This window comes from Streptomyces sp. NBC_00726, from assembly GCF_045161735.1.
Lineage (GTDB): Bacteria > Actinomycetota > Actinomycetes > Streptomycetales > Streptomycetaceae > Streptomyces.
This window is the reverse complement of sequence record NZ_CP108983.1, coordinates 5,639,383-5,654,345: the sequence shown is the minus strand read 5'-3', so window position 1 is coordinate 5,654,345 and position 14,963 is coordinate 5,639,383. Positions and strand designations below refer to the sequence as shown.

The window sequence follows — 14,963 nt, the reverse complement described above, 5'->3', positions numbered from 1 at the left end:
GGAGGCGCGGATGGCGGGCGACCGCATGCCCGCCGCGCCCCGGGCGGAGATCGGTGCCTCCTGGGACCGGGTGCTGCGCAGCGGCATCGATCCCGAGCAGACGACGCACAGCAGGCTGCTGGAGGCGGACGAGATCGAGCACCGGCGCCGCAGCTCCGCGCTGGGCGAGGTGATGCCGCTGCTCAGTGACGGGCTGACGAGCATCGCGGACGCCTCGCAGCAGATCATGGTCGTCACCGATGTGGAGGGCCGGGTGCTGTGGCGCGAGGGCAACACGGGGGTGCTGCGCCGGGCCGACGGCATCTGCCTCGCGGAGGGCGCGGCCTGGTCCGAGGAGATCACCGGCACCAACGCGATCGGTACCGCGCTGGCGTCCCGCGCCCCGGTGCAGGTGCACTCGGCGGAGCACTTCGTGCGCACCCTGCACGGCTGGACGTGCGCGGCGGCCCCGGTGCGCGATCCCCGGGACGGCCGGCTGATGGGGATCGTGGACATCAGCGGGCCCGCGTCCACGTTCCACCCGACGACGCTGGCCCTGGTGCGGTCGGTGGCCCGGCTGGCGGAGAGCGAGATCCGGGTCCGGCATCTGGAGGCGGTGGACCGGCTGCGGGCGGTGGCCGCCCCGGTCCTGAGCCGGATCGGCGGCCGGGCGGTGGCGGTGGACGGCCACGGCTGGACGGCGGCGGTGACGGGGATGCCCCCGGTGGACCGGCTGCCGCTGCCGAAGTCGCTGGGGCCGGGCCGGGTGTGGCTGCCGTCGCTCGGGATGTGCCGGGTGGAGCCGCTGCCGGGCGGCTGGCTGGTCCAGGTGGCGGACGGGACGCTGGACGGCCCGCCGCGCCGGGTGGTCCTCGATCTGAGCCGGCCGCGCGCCCTCGCGGTGAACGTGGTGAGCCCGGTCGGCACCTGGACCCAGCCGCTGTCCCCGCGCCACGCCGAGCTGCTGTACGCGCTGGCGCTGCACCGGGAGGGGCGCACGGCCTCCGAGCTGGCCCAGGACCTGTTCGGTGACGCGACCAGGACGGTGACGGTGCGGGCGGAGATATCGCGGCTGCGGCGCCATCTGGCCGAGGTGCTCGCGCACCGCCCGTACCGGTTCGGCGAGGGCGTGGAGGTGGAGGTCGTCCATCCGGAGCACCCGGCCGATCTGCTGCCGCGCTCGCAGGCCCCGGTGGTGGCGGCGGCGCGGGGCGCGCGGGAGCGGGAGGGGCTTGAGCGGGAGGTTCGGGAGGCGGAGGGGCCGGGGCCCCGGTGATCCGGGGCCGGGTGGGGCGAGGGGTGCGGGGCATGGTTGTCTGGCTGCCATGAGCGACCCCGTACGTCCCGAGCCGCCGGCCTCCGAAGAGGTGACCATCTGGTCCCTGGAGCAGAACTCGCCCGATGAGCTGCGCCCGTCCTCGGTGCCGGACGCGGAGGTCCGGATCGTGCGGTCCGGGGTGCCGCTGCCCGAATTCAGCCGCTTCCTGTACACGGCGGTGGGCGGGGACATCCGGTGGACGGACCGCCTGGGCATGACGTACGCGCAGTGGCGGGAGGCCCTGGAGCGGCCGGGCGCGGAGACCTGGGTGGCGTACGCGAACGGCACCCCGGCGGGGTACGTCGAGCTGGACCCGCAGGACGACGGCGTGGTCGAGATCATGTACTTCGGGCTGATTCCGGCCTTCCGGGGGCGGCGGATCGGCGGTCATCTGCTGTCGTACGGGACGGCCCGCGCCTGGGACCTGGCCGAGCGGTGGCCGGAGCGGCCGGCGACGAAGCGGGTGTGGCTGCACACCTGCTCCAAGGACGGCCCGCACGCGATGGACAACTACCTGAGGCGCGGCTTCCGGCTGTTCGACACGCGCACGGAGCTGGAGGAGCCGGTGGACACTCCCGGCCCGTGGCCCGGCTCCGGCCGCTGAGCGCCGCCCCCGCGCACAGCGGTCAGCATTTCCGTGGCAAATCAGCCCAGTTGCCCGGTTTGCACTCCACCCCGGCACGCGCCACGCGCGTGATGCGTGCCACTTTGTCTCGCCAGGTGGGACCAGGGCGTCCACATCATGGATAGTGGTGGACTGCCGCGAGATCCCCATGACAGGCTTCCGTCATGTCCGGAACTGGAATTGCCTTGGTGAGTCGACGCCACGTCGACCTCGGCCGCATGTCCAGCGCCATCTGTCCGGCGAGCTGAGAGTCCCAGCACCGCCGAGATTTCCTTGCTTCAGTTCAGCACTGCGCACCGCCGCGCCTCACGCGAGTGTGCCGTTCAGAGCCGCCCTCCTGCAGTCCCGAAGGACGTATCGCCATGGCCTCCAGCCCGGAGAAGACCGCTACCACGACGCCCCGCCGCAAGGCCGGGCGCCATCGTGGCGAGGGCCAGTGGGCCATGGGCCACCACACGCCCCTCAACGCGAACGAGCAGCTCAAGAAGGACGACGACAGTCTCAATGTGCGGACACGCATTGAGACGATCTACTCCAAGCGCGGATTCGACTCGATCGACCCGTCCGACCTGCGCGGCCGGTTCCGCTGGTGGGGTCTCTACACCCAGCGCAAGCCCGGCATCGACGGCGGCCGCACCGGGGCCCTGGAGCCGGAGGAGCTTGAGGACAAGTACTTCATGATGCGTACGCGCATCGACGGCGGCCGGCTGACGACCGATCAGCTCCGCGCCATCGGTGAGGTGTCGCAGGAGTACGCGCGCGGCTCGGCCGACATCACGGACCGGCAGAACGTGCAGATGCACTGGGTGCGCATAGAGGACGTGCCGGCCATCTGGCAGAAGCTGGAGGCGGTCGGGCTCTCCACCACCGAGGCGTGCGGCGACTGCCCGCGTACGATGATCGGCTCGCCGGTCGCCGGGATCGCCGCCGACGAGATCATCGACGGCTCCTCGGCGCTGGACAAGATCCACGACCTCTACATCGGCAACAAGGAATTCTCCAACCTGCCCCGCAAGTTCAAGACCGCGATCTCCGGCTCTCCGGTGCAGGACGTCGTCCACGAGATCAACGACATCTCGTTCGTCGGCGTCGACCACCCCGAGCACGGTCCGGGCTTCGACCTGTGGGTCGGCGGCGGGCTCTCCACCAACCCCCGGCTGGCCGAACGCCTCGGCGCCTGGGTGCCGTTGGACGACGTGCCCGACGTCTGGGCGGGGGTCACCGGCCTGTTCCGGGACTACGGCTACCGGCGGCTGCGCAACCGCGCCCGGCTGAAGTTCCTGGTCGCCGACTGGGGCGTCGCCAAGTTCCGCCAGGTGCTGGAGGACGAGTACCTGAAGCGGCCGCTGCTCGACGGGCCCGCCCCGGCCGAGCCGGCCTCCCGCTGGCGCGACCACGTCGGCGTCCACCCGCAGCAGGACGGCCGGTTCTACGTGGGCTTCGCGCCGCGCGTCGGCCGCCTGGACGGCACCACGCTGACGAAGATCGCCGAGCTGGCGGAGGCGCACGGCTCGCACCGGGTGCGCACCACCGTGGAGCAGAAGCTGATCATCCTCGACGTGGAGCAGGACCGGGTCGAGTCGCTGTCCGCCGGTCTGGAGGCGCTGGGGCTCCAGGTGAAGCCCTCGACCTTCCGGCGGTCCACGATGGCCTGCACCGGCATCGAGTTCTGCAAGCTGGCCATCGTGGACACGAAGAACCGGGGCGCCTCGCTGATCGAGGAGCTGGAGCGCCGGCTGCCCGACTTCGACGAGCCGCTGACCATCAACCTCAACGGCTGCCCCAACGCCTGCGCCCGCATCCAGACCGCGGACATCGGTCTCAAGGGCCAGCTCATGGTCGACGCCGACGGCAATCAGGTCGAAGGCTTCCAGGTCCACCTGGGCGGCGCGCTCGGCCTGGACGCCGGCTTCGGCCGCAAGGTGCGCGGCCTGAAGGTCACCTCGGAGGAGCTTCCGGACTACGTCGAGCGCGTCGTCGGCCGCTATCTGGAGGAGCGCGAGAGCGACGAGCGCTTCGCCACCTGGGCCGCCCGCGCCAGTGCGGAGTCGCTGTCATGAGCGAGCGCGCCGCCCCGTTCCACTGCCCCTACTGCGGCGACGAGGATCTGCGCCCGCACGAGGCCGGGCACGGGGCTTGGGAATGCGCTTCCTGCAATCGGGCGTTCCAGCTGAAGTTCCTGGGCCTGCTGAGCCGGGGACTGAAGGCCAACGACGTTGGAGGGAACGGGATATGACGGTCACTCAGAACATCGACACGCTCACCGGTGAGGAGCTGCGGGAGCTCGCCGAGCGGGCCGGTCGCGAGCTGGAGGACGCCTCCGCTCTCGACATCCTCAAGTGGGCGGCCGACACCTTCGGGCCCCGGTTCTGCGTCACCTCCTCGATGGAGGACGCGGTCGTGGCGCACCTGGCCTCCCGGGTGCTGCCCGGCGTGGACGTGGTGTTCCTGGACACCGGCTACCACTTCGAGGAGACCATCGGGACGCGGGACGCGGTGGACGCCGTGATGGACGTCAACGTGATCACGCTGACGCCGCGTCAGACGGTCGCCGAGCAGGACGCCGAGTACGGGCCGAAGCTGCACGACCGCGACCCCGACCTCTGCTGCAAGCTGCGCAAGGTCAAGCCGCTGGAGGAGGGCCTGACCGCGTACGCCTCCTGGGCGACCGGGCTGCGCCGCGACGAGTCCCCGACCCGGGCGAACACCCCGGTGGTCGGCTGGGACGAGAAGCGCCGGAAGGTGAAGGTCTCGCCGATCGCCCGCTGGACCCAGGACGACGTGGACGCCTACGTCGCCGAGCACGGGGTGCTCACCAACCCGCTGCTGATGGACGGTTACGCCTCCGTGGGCTGCGCGCCCTGCACCCGCCGGGTGCTGGAGGGCGAGGACGCCCGGGCCGGCCGCTGGGCCGGGCGCGGCAAGACCGAATGCGGGCTGCACGGCTGATGACGACTGATCAGGAGACTTCGATGAGCGTGACGGAGACGGGGGCCACCGTCTGGCTGACCGGTCTGCCGAGCGCCGGCAAGACCACCATCGCCTATGAACTCGCCGGGCGGCTGCGCGGCGAGGGCCACCGTGTGGAGGTGCTCGACGGCGACGAGATCCGCGAGTTCCTCTCGGCGGGCCTCGGCTTCTCGCGCGAGGACCGGCACACCAACGTGCAGCGGATCGGCTTCGTCGCCGAGCTGCTGGCGGCGAACGGCGTCAAGGTGCTGGTCCCGGTCATCGCCCCGTACGCGGACAGCAGGGACGCCGTCCGCAAGCGGCACCAGGCCGAGGGCACCGCGTATCTGGAGGTGCACGTCGCCACTCCGGTCGAGGTGTGCTCGGAGCGCGATGTGAAGGGTCTTTACGCCAAGCAGGCGGCGGGCGAGATCAGCGGGCTCACCGGGGTGGACGACCCCTACGAGGCCCCCGAGTCACCCGATCTGCGGATCGAGTCGCACCGTCAGACCGTGCAGGAGTCCGCGGCGGAGCTTTACGCGCTGCTGAACGAGAGGGGTGCGGCGTGACGACCGTCGCGACTGTGCAAGAGGGCACCGACAACCCGTACGCGCTGAGCCACTTGGACTCGTTGGAGTCCGAGGCGGTGCACATCTTCCGTGAGGTGGCGGGTGAGTTCGAGCGGCCGGTGATCCTGTTCTCCGGCGGCAAGGACTCGATCCTGATGCTGCACCTGGCGCTCAAGGCGTTCGCACCCGCACCGGTGCCCTTCACCCTGCTGCACGTGGACACCGGCCACAACTTCCCCGAGGTCCTCGCCTACCGCGACCGCGTGGTCGCCGAACACGGACTGCGGCTCCACATCGCCTCCGTCCAGGACTACATCGACGCCGGCAAGCTCCGCGAACGCCCCGACGGCACCCGCAACCCCCTCCAGACCGTGCCCCTGACCGAAGCCATCCAGCAGCACCGCTTCGACGCCGTCTTCGGCGGCGGCCGCCGCGACGAGGAGAAGGCCCGCGCCAAGGAACGCGTCTTCTCCCTGCGCGACGAGTTCTCCCAATGGGACCCCCGCCGCCAGCGCCCCGAACTCTGGCAGCTCTACAACGGCCGCCACGCCCCCGGCGAACACGTCCGCGTCTTCCCCATCTCCAACTGGACCGAACTCGACGTCTGGCAGTACATCCAGCACGAGGGCATCGACCTCCCCGAGATCTACTTCGCCCACGAACGCGAGGTCTTCAACCGCAACGGCATGTGGCTCACCGCGGGCGACTGGGGCGGGCCCAGGGAACACGAGGCCACCGAGACCCGCCAGGTCCGCTACCGCACCGTCGGCGACATGTCCTGCACCGGCGCCGTCGACTCCGACGCCACCACACTCGACGCCGTGATCACCGAAATCGCCGCCTCCCGCCTCACCGAACGAGGCGCGACCCGCGCCGACGACAAGATGTCCGAGGCCGCGATGGAAGACCGCAAGCGCGAAGGGTACTTCTAAATGACCACCACTGCTGAGCAGTTGAGCGCCACCACCCTGCTGCGCTTCGCCACCGCCGGGTCCGTCGACGACGGCAAGTCCACCCTCGTGGGGCGCCTGCTGCACGACTCCAAGTCGGTCCTCACCGACCAGCTGGAGGCCGTCGAGCACGCCTCGCGCAACCGCGGCCAGGAGGCGCCGGACCTGGCGCTGCTGACCGACGGCCTGCGCGCCGAGCGCGAGCAGGGCATCACCATCGACGTCGCCTACCGCTACTTCGCCACGCCCCGGCGTCGGTTCATCCTGGCCGACACCCCGGGCCATGTGCAGTACACCCGCAACATGGTCACCGGCGCCTCCACGGCCGAGCTGGCCGTGGTCCTGGTCGACGCCCGCAACGGGGTGGTCGAGCAGACCCGCCGGCACGCCGCCGTCGCCGCCCTGCTGCGCGTCCCGCACGTGGTCCTGGCCGTCAACAAGATGGACCTGGTGGACTACGCGGAGCCGGTGTTCGCCGCGATAGCCGAGGAGTTCACCGCGTACGCGGCATCGCTCGGGGTCCCCGAGATCACCGCGATCCCGATCTCCGCGCTGGCCGGCGACAACGTCGTCGAGCCGTCCGCCAACATGGACTGGTACGGCGGCCCCACGGTCCTGGAGCACCTGGAGACGGTCCCGGTCAGCCACGACCTGACCGCCTGCCACGCCCGCTTCCCGGTCCAGTACGTGATCCGGCCGCAGACCGCGGAGCACCCCGACTACCGGGGCTACGCGGGCCAGATCGCCGCCGGGGCGTTCCGGGTCGGCGAGTCCGTGACCGTGCTGCCCTCGGGCCGCACCTCCACGATCGAGGGCATCGACCTGCTCGGGGACCCGGTGGACATCGCCTGGGCGCCCCAGTCGGTGACCCTGCGCCTGGCGGACGACATCGACGTCTCGCGCGGTGACCTCATCGCACCGGTGGACGACGCGCCGGCCGTCACCCAGGACGTCGAGGCGACCGTCTGCCACGTCGCGGACGAACCGCTCACCGTGGGCCGGCGGGTGCTCCTCAAGCACACCACGCGCACCGTCAAGGCGATCGTCAAGGACATCCCCTCGCGGCTGACCCTGGACGACCTCTCCCAGCACCCGGCCCCGGGCAAGCTGGTCGCCAACGACATCGGCCGGGTCGTCGTCCGGACCGCCGAGCCGCTGGCGCTCGACGCGTACGCGGACTCGCGCCGCACCGGTTCCTTCCTGCTGATCGACCCGGCGGACGGCACCACCCTCTCGGCGGGCATGGCGGGCACCTCGTTCGCCGCCGCCGAGGAAGCGCCGGCCGCGGACGACGACGCGGAGTGGGACTTCTGATGGGCATCGACGTCTTCTCGACCTTCGCGAAGGAGGGTGGCCGCGTCGGCAGCGGCGCGGTGGGAAGTGGCCAGGGCGGAGTCGGGCGATGTGCGCGATGACGTACGCGCACTGCCCGCGCGCCCGGACGCATGGCCCGCACCGCCCGCACAGCCGCACACCCGCCGCCTTCCCGGCCGCGCCCCCGCACTGACGAGGGGCGTGCGCACCGGGCCTCCGAGAGGAAGACCACCCGTGCCTGCCCCCCGTACCACGCCGCGCCGCGGTATCGCCGCCGTCGCCGCCCTGCCCCTGCTGGCCGTGGCCCTCACCGCCTGCGGCTACGGCTCCCAGGCGGTGGACGACGGCAAGGCGAACGTCGCACACGGCAAGAAGCTCTCCGCCGACACCGTGCGCATCGGGTACTTCCCGAACCTCACGCACGCCACCGCGCTCGTGGGCGACCAGGAAGGGCTGTTCCAGAAGGAGCTGGGCGGCACCCAGCTGAAGACCGCCACCTTCAACGCGGGACCGTCCGAGATCGAGGCGCTGAACGCCGGCTCGATCGACATCGGCTTCATCGGCCCCTCGCCGTCCATCAACGGCTACACCAAGTCCAAGGGCCAGAACCTGCGGATCATCGGCGGCTCCGCGTCCGGCGGCGTCAAGCTCGTCGTGAACCCGGAGAAGATCAAGACCCCGGACGACCTCAAGGGCAAGAAGATCGCGACCCCGCAGCTGGGCAACACCCAGGACGTGGCGTTCCTCAACTGGATCTCCGAGAAGGGCTGGAAGGTCGACGCCCAGAGCGGCAAGGGTGACGTCTCCGTCGTCCGTACGGACAACAAGGTGGCGCCCGACGCCTACCGCGCCGGTTCCATCGACGGCGCCTGGGTCCCCGAGCCGACCGCCTCCAAGCTGGTCGCCGCGGGCGCGAAGGAACTGCTGGACGAGTCGACGCTGTGGCCGGACGACAAGTTCGTGATCACCAACATCATCGTGTCGCAGAAGTTCCTGAAGGAGCACGGGGACGTGGTCGAGGCCGTGCTGCGCGGCTCGGTGCGGACCAACGCCTGGATCAACGCCAACCCGGACGAGGCGAAGGACTCCGCGAACACCGCGCTGAAGAAGCTCACCGGCAAGGAGCTGCCGGCCGAGGTCATCGACCCCGCCTGGAAGTCGATCCAGATCACCGACGACCCGCTGGCCGCGACGCTCGACGCGCAGGCCCAGCACGCGGTCAAGGCCGGTCTGCTGGAGAAGCCCGACCTCAGGGGCATCTACGACCTGAAGCCGCTCAACAAGATCCTCAAGGCCGCGGGCAAGCCCGAGGTCGCCGACGCCGGCCTCGGCGTCAAGTAACCAGCCGCCCGAAGACCCCCAGGAGGTGACGACCATGGCGAACACCCTCACCAAGGCCGAGGACCGTGTCCAGGTCGGGCACGCCGCCCGTATCGCGCATGTCTCGAAGTCCTTCGCCGGGCCCGCGGGAACACAGCTGGTCCTGGACGACATCAGTCTCGATGTCGCCCCGGGCGAGTTCGTCACCCTCCTGGGCGCCTCCGGATGCGGCAAGTCGACCCTGCTCAATCTGGTGGCCGGGCTCGACCGGCCGACCGCGGGCAGCATCGAGACCCCCGGCGGCCGGCCCGCGCTGATGTTCCAGGAGCACGCCCTGTTCCCGTGGCTGACCGCGGGCAAGAACATCGAACTGGCCCTGCGGCTGCGCGGGGTGCCGAAGTCGCAGCGCCGCGCCGAGGCGGAGCGGCTGCTGGAGCTGGTCCGGCTCGGCGGGGCGTACGGGAAGCGGGTGCACGAGCTGTCCGGCGGGATGCGGCAGCGCGTGGCGATGGCCCGCGCGCTCGCTCAGGACAGCCAACTGCTGCTGATGGACGAGCCGTTCGCCGCGCTCGACGCCATCACCCGCGATGTGCTGCACGACGAGCTGACCCGGATCTGGCGCGAGACGAACGTCTCCGTCCTCTTCGTCACACACAATGTGCGCGAGGCCGTCCGCCTCGCCGAGCGCGTGGTGCTGCTCTCGTCCCGGCCCGGCCGGATCGCCCGTGAGTGGACGGTCGACATCGAGCAGCCGCGCCGTATCGAGGACACCGCCGTCGCGGAACTGTCCGTCGAGATCACCGAACAACTGCGTGGGGAGATCCGCCGTCATGGCCAGCACTGACATCAAGTCGGACGAGGCCGGGTCCGGCGGGAGCGGGAGGCCGGACGACCTGGCCGGGCTCGAAGCCGGTCTGGACGCCCTGGACGCGGTGCAGGTCCAGCGCACCCCGGTGCGCGAGGTCCTGCTGCGCAAGGTCCTGCCGCCGCTCGTCGCGGTCGCCCTGGTCCTGGTCGTCTGGCAGCTGCTCGTCTGGGGCGAGGTGACCGAGGACTACAAGCTGCCCTCGCCGTCCGCCGTCTGGGACAGCGCCCGTGACATGTGGTTGCAGGGCACGCTGCTCGACGTGGTGTGGACCAGCGTCTCGCGCGGTCTGCTCGGCTTCCTGCTGTCGGTCACGATCGGCACCCCGCTGGGGCTGCTGGTGGCCCGGGTGAAGTTCGTCCGGGCCGCGATCGGGCCGATCCTGTCCGGGCTCCAGTCCCTGCCCTCGGTGGCCTGGGTGGCGCCGGCGGTGATCTGGCTCGGGCTGAACGACTCGATGATGTTCGCGGTCATCCTGCTCGGCGCGGTGCCCTCGATCGCCAACGGGCTCGTCTCGGGCGTCGACCAGGTGCCCCCGCTCTTCCTGCGGGCCGGCCGGACCCTGGGCGCGACCGGGCTGCGCGGCACCTGGCTGATCGTGATGCCGGCCGCCCTGCCGGGCTATCTGGCGGGCCTGAAGCAGGGCTGGGCGTTCTCCTGGCGTTCACTGATGGCCGCCGAGATCATCGCCTCGTCCCCGGATCTCGGACTCGGGCTCGGGCAGTTGATGGAGAACGGCCGCAACAACGCGGACATGCCGGGGATCTTCCTCGCCATCATCCTGATCCTGTTCGTCGGCATCGCCATCGACCTGCTCATCTTCAGCCCGCTGGAGCGGTGGGTGCTGCGCAGCCGCGGTCTCCTCGTCAAGAACTGAGCCCCCCATGTCCTCTCCGGTCCTCCTCGTCATCGCCCACGGCAGCCGTGACCCGCGGCACGCCGCGACCGTGCACGCGCTCACCTCGCGGGTACGGGCGCAGCGGCCGGGGCTCCGGGTGGAGACGGCCTTCCTGGACTTCAACGCGCCTTCGGTGCCGCGGGTCCTGGAGCGGCTGGCCGCCGAGGGCGCGCCCGAGGTGGTGGCGCTGCCGCTGCTGCTCACCCGGGCGTTCCACGCCAAGTCGGACATCCCGGCGGTGCTGCGCGAGGCCCGCGCGGCGCTGCCTCGGCTGCGGGTCCGGCAGGCCGAGGTGCTCGGCCCGTCGCCGCTGCTGAACGCCGCGCTGGAACGGCGGCTGTACGAGGCCGGGGTGCGCCCCGGCGACCGAAGCTCGACCGGGCTCGTCCTGGCCTCGGCGGGCTCCTCAGACCCGGAGGCGATCGCAGTGATCGCTGAAATCGCGCGGGAGCTGCGGCACACCGGTTGGTGTTCCGTGCGGCCTGCGTTCGCCTCCGCTGTAAGTGCCGGGGGTCTCTCGCGTACCGAGGACGCGGTACGCGCCCTGCGGGCCGACGGGGTCCGCCGGGTGGCGGTCGCCCCGTATGTGATCGCGCCCGGCCGCCTCCCGGACCGCATCGCGGCGGGGGCGGCCGAGGCCGGCGCGGAGGTGCTGGCCGGGGTGCTGGGCCCGGCCCCGGAGCTGGCCCGGCTGCTGCTCGACCGCTACGACGAGGCGGACGCGGCGGCGGCGCGGCCGGTCGCGGTCAGCGCCTGAGGCGGGCGGCGCGCCGGGCGGGCCGCCCGCTCAGCCGACATCGATGCCGCCGGTACGGGTGCGCTTGAGCTCGTAGAAGTCGGCGTGGCCGGCGAGCACCCGGAAGCTGTCGAAGAGCCGGGCCGCCTCCTCACCGCGCGGGATCGCCCGCAGCACGGGCCCGAACCACACCGTCCCGTCGACGTGGATGGTGGGTGTGCCGACGTAGCCGCCCGCCTCCGGGTCCTGTCCGGCCTCGTGGCTGCGCCGCACGGCCTCGTCGTACGCCTCGTCGTGCGCGGCCTGCGCGAGGTGCGCGGGCAGCCCGAGTTCGGCGAGGGACTGGGCGACGACCTCGTCGAAGTCCTCGTTCTTCTGCTGGTGGATGCGGCTGCCGAGGGCGGTGTAGAGGTCGCGCAGGATCTCCCCGCCGCGCTCCTCGGCCGCGGCGGCGGCGACCCGGACGGGGCCGGTCGAACGGTCGACCAGGTCGCGGTACCAGTCGGGGAGTTCGTTGCCGAGGTTGTGCAGGTAGAGGCTCATCACATGGAAGCGGAGCTCGATGTCGCGGTGCTGCTCGACCTCCAGCATCCAGCGGGAGGTGATCCAGGCGAACGGGCAGGCCGGGTCGAAGTAGAAGTCGACTACGGGCCTGCCCCGTTCCGGGGCGGGGTGAGTGGTCATGGGCCGAGCCTAGCCAGCCGGTGGCACACTCCCCCGGGCCATTCAGCACCCGTTCACCTGGGCCAATCCCGGCCCGCGCGCCCACCGATAGGCTTCCGGTGCGCAGAAAGGCGCTCGCGCCCGTACGAAGGAGCAGTCGCACGTGACCACCACCGCACCCCTGTCCCCCTCCGTCGTCACGGCCCCGGTCCCGGTCATCCGGGCCGACGAGGTCTCTCTCGTACGCGACGGGAACGTCCTGCTCGACGCGGTGTCGCTGACCGTGCGCGGCGGGGAGCACTGGGCGCTGCTCGGGGCGAACGGGGCGGGCAAGAGCACCCTGCTCGGGCTGCTCGGGGCGGTGACGCATCCGACGCGGGGTTCGGTCGAGGTGCTGGGCCGCACGCTGGGACGGGTGGATCTGCGGGAGCTGCGGACGCTGCTCGGCCATGTCAATCCGCGCCATCCGCTGCGTTCGCCGCTGACGGTGAGCGAAGTCGTGCTGACCGGTCTGACGAACTCGGTCGAGCCGGTGCCGCGCTGGTCGCCGGGGACCGGGCAGCGGGAGCGGGCGGAGCGGCTGCTGACGATGCTGGGGATGGGCGACAGGACGGGGTCGCGCTGGCCGGCCCTGTCGCAGGGCGAGCGCGGCCGTACGCTGATCGCCCGGGCCCTGATGCCGCAGCCCCGGCTGCTGCTCCTGGACGAGCCGGCGACCGGGCTGGATCTGGCCGCCCGGGAACAGCTGCTCGACAGTCTGGACGCGTTGCGCGAGGAGCATCCGGAGCTGGCGACCGTGCTGGTCACCCATCATCTGGAGGAGCTGCCCGCCTCCACCACGCACGCGATGCTGCTGCGGGGCGGGCGGTGCCTGGCCTCGGGCGGGGCGGACGAGGTGCTGACCACGGGCCTGGTCAGCGAGTGCTTCGGGCACCCGGTCCGGATCAGCCGGACGGACGGCCGGTGGACGGCCCGGGCGAGCCGAAGGGTGTCGCCTGGTGGTAGTAGAGGAGCCAGCCTGTCGGGGTGAGCCGCCAGAGCGAACTGCGGTGGGCGCGCCTGTTCCTGGCCTCGGTGTCGAAGGTGAGATGGACGAGCCCGTCCGCGAGGTGCACGCCCCGCATCCGTGAGGCGGTGAGCGGGCCGGGCCCCGGGGCCGGTCCCGAGACGAGCAGGTCGATGATCGTGGCCCGGTCCCAGTGGCGGCCGGTGGTGTCCACCTCCCGGTAGTCGGGGTGCAGCACCTGGCCGAGGAGGTCGGCGGAGGCCCGGACCAGGGGGTCCAGGAGCCGGAGTTCCCCCTCGATGGCCGCGTCCACGCCCGGTGCCGGTCCGGTCATGCCCGTCTCCCGTCCGCGTCGGTCGTCATGGGGCAAGCGTAGGACGGTGGAGGCGGACCGGGCGGCCGCCGCGCCCCGTGGGGGAGAGCGCGGTGGCCGCCGGCCGGTTGCGCGGTTACTCGACGATCTTCAGGAGCTTGTTCGCCGTGCCCTCGGTGGCGTTGCTGATGGCGTCCGGGGTGGCGCCCTCGGTCAGGGCCGTGGCGACCTCGTCCGGGGTGGCGTCGGGGTGCCCGGCCAGGTAGACGGCGGCGGCGCCGACGACGTGCGGGGTCGCCATCGACGTACCGGAGATGGTGTTGGAGGCGGTGTCGCTGTCGTTCCAGGACGAGGTGATGTCGGAGCCCGGGGCGTAGATGTCCACGACCGGGCCGTAGTTGGAGAACGACGACTGCTCGTCGTCCACGGTGGACGAGGCGACGGTGATGGCCTCGGGGACGCGGGACGGGGAGCCCTCGCCGGCGTCGCCGGCCTCGTTGCCGGCGGCGACCGCGAAGGTGACGCCGGAGGCGATGGCCTTCCGCACGGCCGCGTCGAGCGCTTCGTCGGCGCCGCCGCCCAGGCTCATGTTGGCGACGGACGGGCCCTCGTGGTGCTCGGTGACCCAGTCGATGCCGGCGACGACCTGCTCGGTGGTGCCGGAGCCGGAGTCGTCCAGGACGCGGACGGCGACGATCTTCGCCTTCTTGGCGACGCCGTAGGTCGCCCCGGCTATGGTGCCGGCGACGTGGGTGCCGTGGCCGTTGCCGTCGTCGGCGCTGTCGTCGTTGTCGACGGCGTCGTAGCCGGAGCCGGCGCGGCCGCCGAACTCCTCGTGGGTGGTGCGGACTCCGGTGTCGATGACGTAGGCGGTGACGCCCTCACCCGCGCTGTCCGGGTAGGTGTACGCGTTGTCGCCCGCGGTCTCCGTCTGGTCGATGCGGTCCAGGCCCCAGGACGGCGGGTCGTCCTGGGTGGCGTCGATGTGGAACTTCTTGTTCTGGACGACCTTCGAGACGGCCGGGTCGGCGGCGAGCCGCTTGGCCTCGGTCTCCGAAAGGCCGCTGGCGGAGAAGCCGTTGATGGCGGAGCTGTAGTTGCGCTTCAGCTTGCCGCCGTACTCCTTGGCGAGCTCGGCCTTGTCCGCCTTCCGGTCCAGCATCACGATGTAGCTGCCGGAGACCGCGGTCGCCGCGTCGGCACCGTAGATCTTGCCCATGACCGGAGCGGGTGCCGCTCCGGCGAACGAGGTGCCCAGCAGGGTGACGCCGGCGACGGCCGCGACCGCGGTGATGGAGGCGGTCAGCTTGATCCGGCGTGCGCGCTTGTGAATGGCCATGAAGAGGGGTCTCCTCGTCATTCTTTGTGGGGGGATTGGCCCCCGGCCGGAAAATCTCCGGGGGTTGGTTCGAAACCCTGACCGATTGACGCGCGCAGATCAATACCTCCCTACAGCTC

At 71.6% G+C, this 14,963-nt stretch carries 17 protein-coding genes; 14 read left to right on the top strand and 3 right to left on the bottom strand.

All coding sequences use genetic code 11. The annotated features are described in order from the left end of the window. Positions 1-10 precede the first annotated feature (10 nt). The 13 genes from OG338_RS25165 (at position 11) to OG338_RS25105 (ending at position 11,544) form a co-directional block, all read left to right on the top strand. Positions 11-1,255, top strand: coding sequence for a GAF domain-containing protein (locus OG338_RS25165; RefSeq protein ID WP_405940528.1), 1,245 nt, complete (start codon positions 11-13; stop codon positions 1,253-1,255). 49 nt (positions 1,256-1,304) lie between these two features. Further along, entirely contained in the window at positions 1,305-1,901 is a 597-nt protein-coding gene (locus OG338_RS25160; RefSeq protein WP_405939488.1) for a GNAT family N-acetyltransferase, read from the top strand. A gap of 185 nt (positions 1,902-2,086) precedes the next feature. Beyond that, positions 2,087-2,170 carry a putative leader peptide gene (locus OG338_RS25155; protein WP_309486338.1) on the top strand — a complete coding sequence of 28 codons (84 nt, stop codon included), beginning with the start codon at positions 2,087-2,089 and terminating at the stop codon, positions 2,168-2,170. A gap of 114 nt (positions 2,171-2,284) precedes the next feature. Continuing rightward, a complete protein-coding gene (locus tag OG338_RS25150; protein WP_405939487.1) occupies positions 2,285-3,982 on the top strand; it encodes a nitrite/sulfite reductase in 1,698 nt (565 codons plus the stop codon). Further along, on the top strand, positions 3,979-4,158 hold the full coding sequence (locus OG338_RS25145) for a hypothetical protein (protein WP_405939486.1): 180 nt from the start codon (positions 3,979-3,981) through the stop codon (positions 4,156-4,158). Before OG338_RS25150 ends, OG338_RS25145 begins: the two co-directional genes overlap by 4 nt. Continuing rightward, on the top strand, positions 4,155-4,871 hold the full coding sequence (locus OG338_RS25140; protein ID WP_405939485.1) for a phosphoadenylyl-sulfate reductase: 717 nt from the start codon (positions 4,155-4,157) through the stop codon (positions 4,869-4,871). The genes OG338_RS25145 and OG338_RS25140 overlap by 4 nt, the downstream gene beginning before the upstream one ends. Before the next feature lie 23 nt (positions 4,872-4,894). Next, positions 4,895-5,440: an adenylyl-sulfate kinase gene (gene cysC / locus OG338_RS25135; RefSeq protein WP_405939484.1), complete on the top strand. Its 546-nt coding sequence runs from the start codon at positions 4,895-4,897 to the stop codon at positions 5,438-5,440. Continuing rightward, on the top strand, positions 5,437-6,372 hold the full coding sequence (cysD, locus tag OG338_RS25130; protein ID WP_405939483.1) for a sulfate adenylyltransferase subunit CysD: 936 nt from the start codon (positions 5,437-5,439) through the stop codon (positions 6,370-6,372). The genes cysC and cysD overlap by 4 nt, the downstream gene beginning before the upstream one ends. Then, complete coding sequence (locus OG338_RS25125; RefSeq protein WP_405939482.1) at positions 6,373-7,704, top strand: sulfate adenylyltransferase subunit 1; 1,332 nt, start codon at positions 6,373-6,375, stop codon at positions 7,702-7,704. 234 nt (positions 7,705-7,938) lie between these two features. Then, entirely contained in the window at positions 7,939-9,045 is a 1,107-nt protein-coding gene (locus OG338_RS25120; protein ID WP_405939481.1) for an aliphatic sulfonate ABC transporter substrate-binding protein, read from the top strand. 34 nt (positions 9,046-9,079) lie between these two features. Further along, the gene (locus OG338_RS25115) at positions 9,080-9,868 is read left to right on the top strand and encodes an ABC transporter ATP-binding protein (protein ID WP_405939480.1); all 789 of its coding nucleotides are present in this window, start codon (positions 9,080-9,082) and stop codon (positions 9,866-9,868) included. After that, positions 9,855-10,766 carry an ABC transporter permease gene (locus OG338_RS25110; RefSeq protein ID WP_405939479.1) on the top strand — a complete coding sequence of 304 codons (912 nt, stop codon included), beginning with the start codon at positions 9,855-9,857 and terminating at the stop codon, positions 10,764-10,766. Before OG338_RS25115 ends, OG338_RS25110 begins: the two co-directional genes overlap by 14 nt. Before the next feature lie 7 nt (positions 10,767-10,773). After that, the gene (locus OG338_RS25105) at positions 10,774-11,544 is read left to right on the top strand and encodes a sirohydrochlorin chelatase (protein WP_405939478.1); all 771 of its coding nucleotides are present in this window, start codon (positions 10,774-10,776) and stop codon (positions 11,542-11,544) included. Positions 11,545-11,574: 30 nt separating this feature from the next. Here the strand turns inward: OG338_RS25105 and OG338_RS25100 are convergent, their stop codons facing one another. Then, complete coding sequence (locus OG338_RS25100) at positions 11,575-12,207, bottom strand: DsbA family protein (RefSeq protein WP_405939477.1); 633 nt, start codon at positions 12,205-12,207, stop codon at positions 11,575-11,577. Positions 12,208-12,349: 142 nt separating this feature from the next. On the opposite strand from OG338_RS25100, the gene OG338_RS25095 reads away from it, so the two are divergent. Further along, positions 12,350-13,216: an ABC transporter ATP-binding protein gene (locus tag OG338_RS25095; protein WP_405939476.1), complete on the top strand. Its 867-nt coding sequence runs from the start codon at positions 12,350-12,352 to the stop codon at positions 13,214-13,216. Here OG338_RS25095 and OG338_RS25090 read toward each other — a convergent pair. Continuing rightward, positions 13,131-13,526, bottom strand: coding sequence for a DUF4440 domain-containing protein (locus OG338_RS25090; RefSeq protein ID WP_405939475.1), 396 nt, complete (start codon positions 13,524-13,526; stop codon positions 13,131-13,133). The two genes, OG338_RS25095 and OG338_RS25090, sit on opposite strands and share 86 nt — an antisense overlap. 115 nt (positions 13,527-13,641) lie before the next feature. After that, positions 13,642-14,844 (bottom strand): S8 family peptidase, encoded by a 1,203-nt coding sequence (locus OG338_RS25085; protein WP_405939474.1) that lies wholly within the window; start codon positions 14,842-14,844, stop codon positions 13,642-13,644. Between the last annotated feature and the right edge of the window lie 119 nt (positions 14,845-14,963).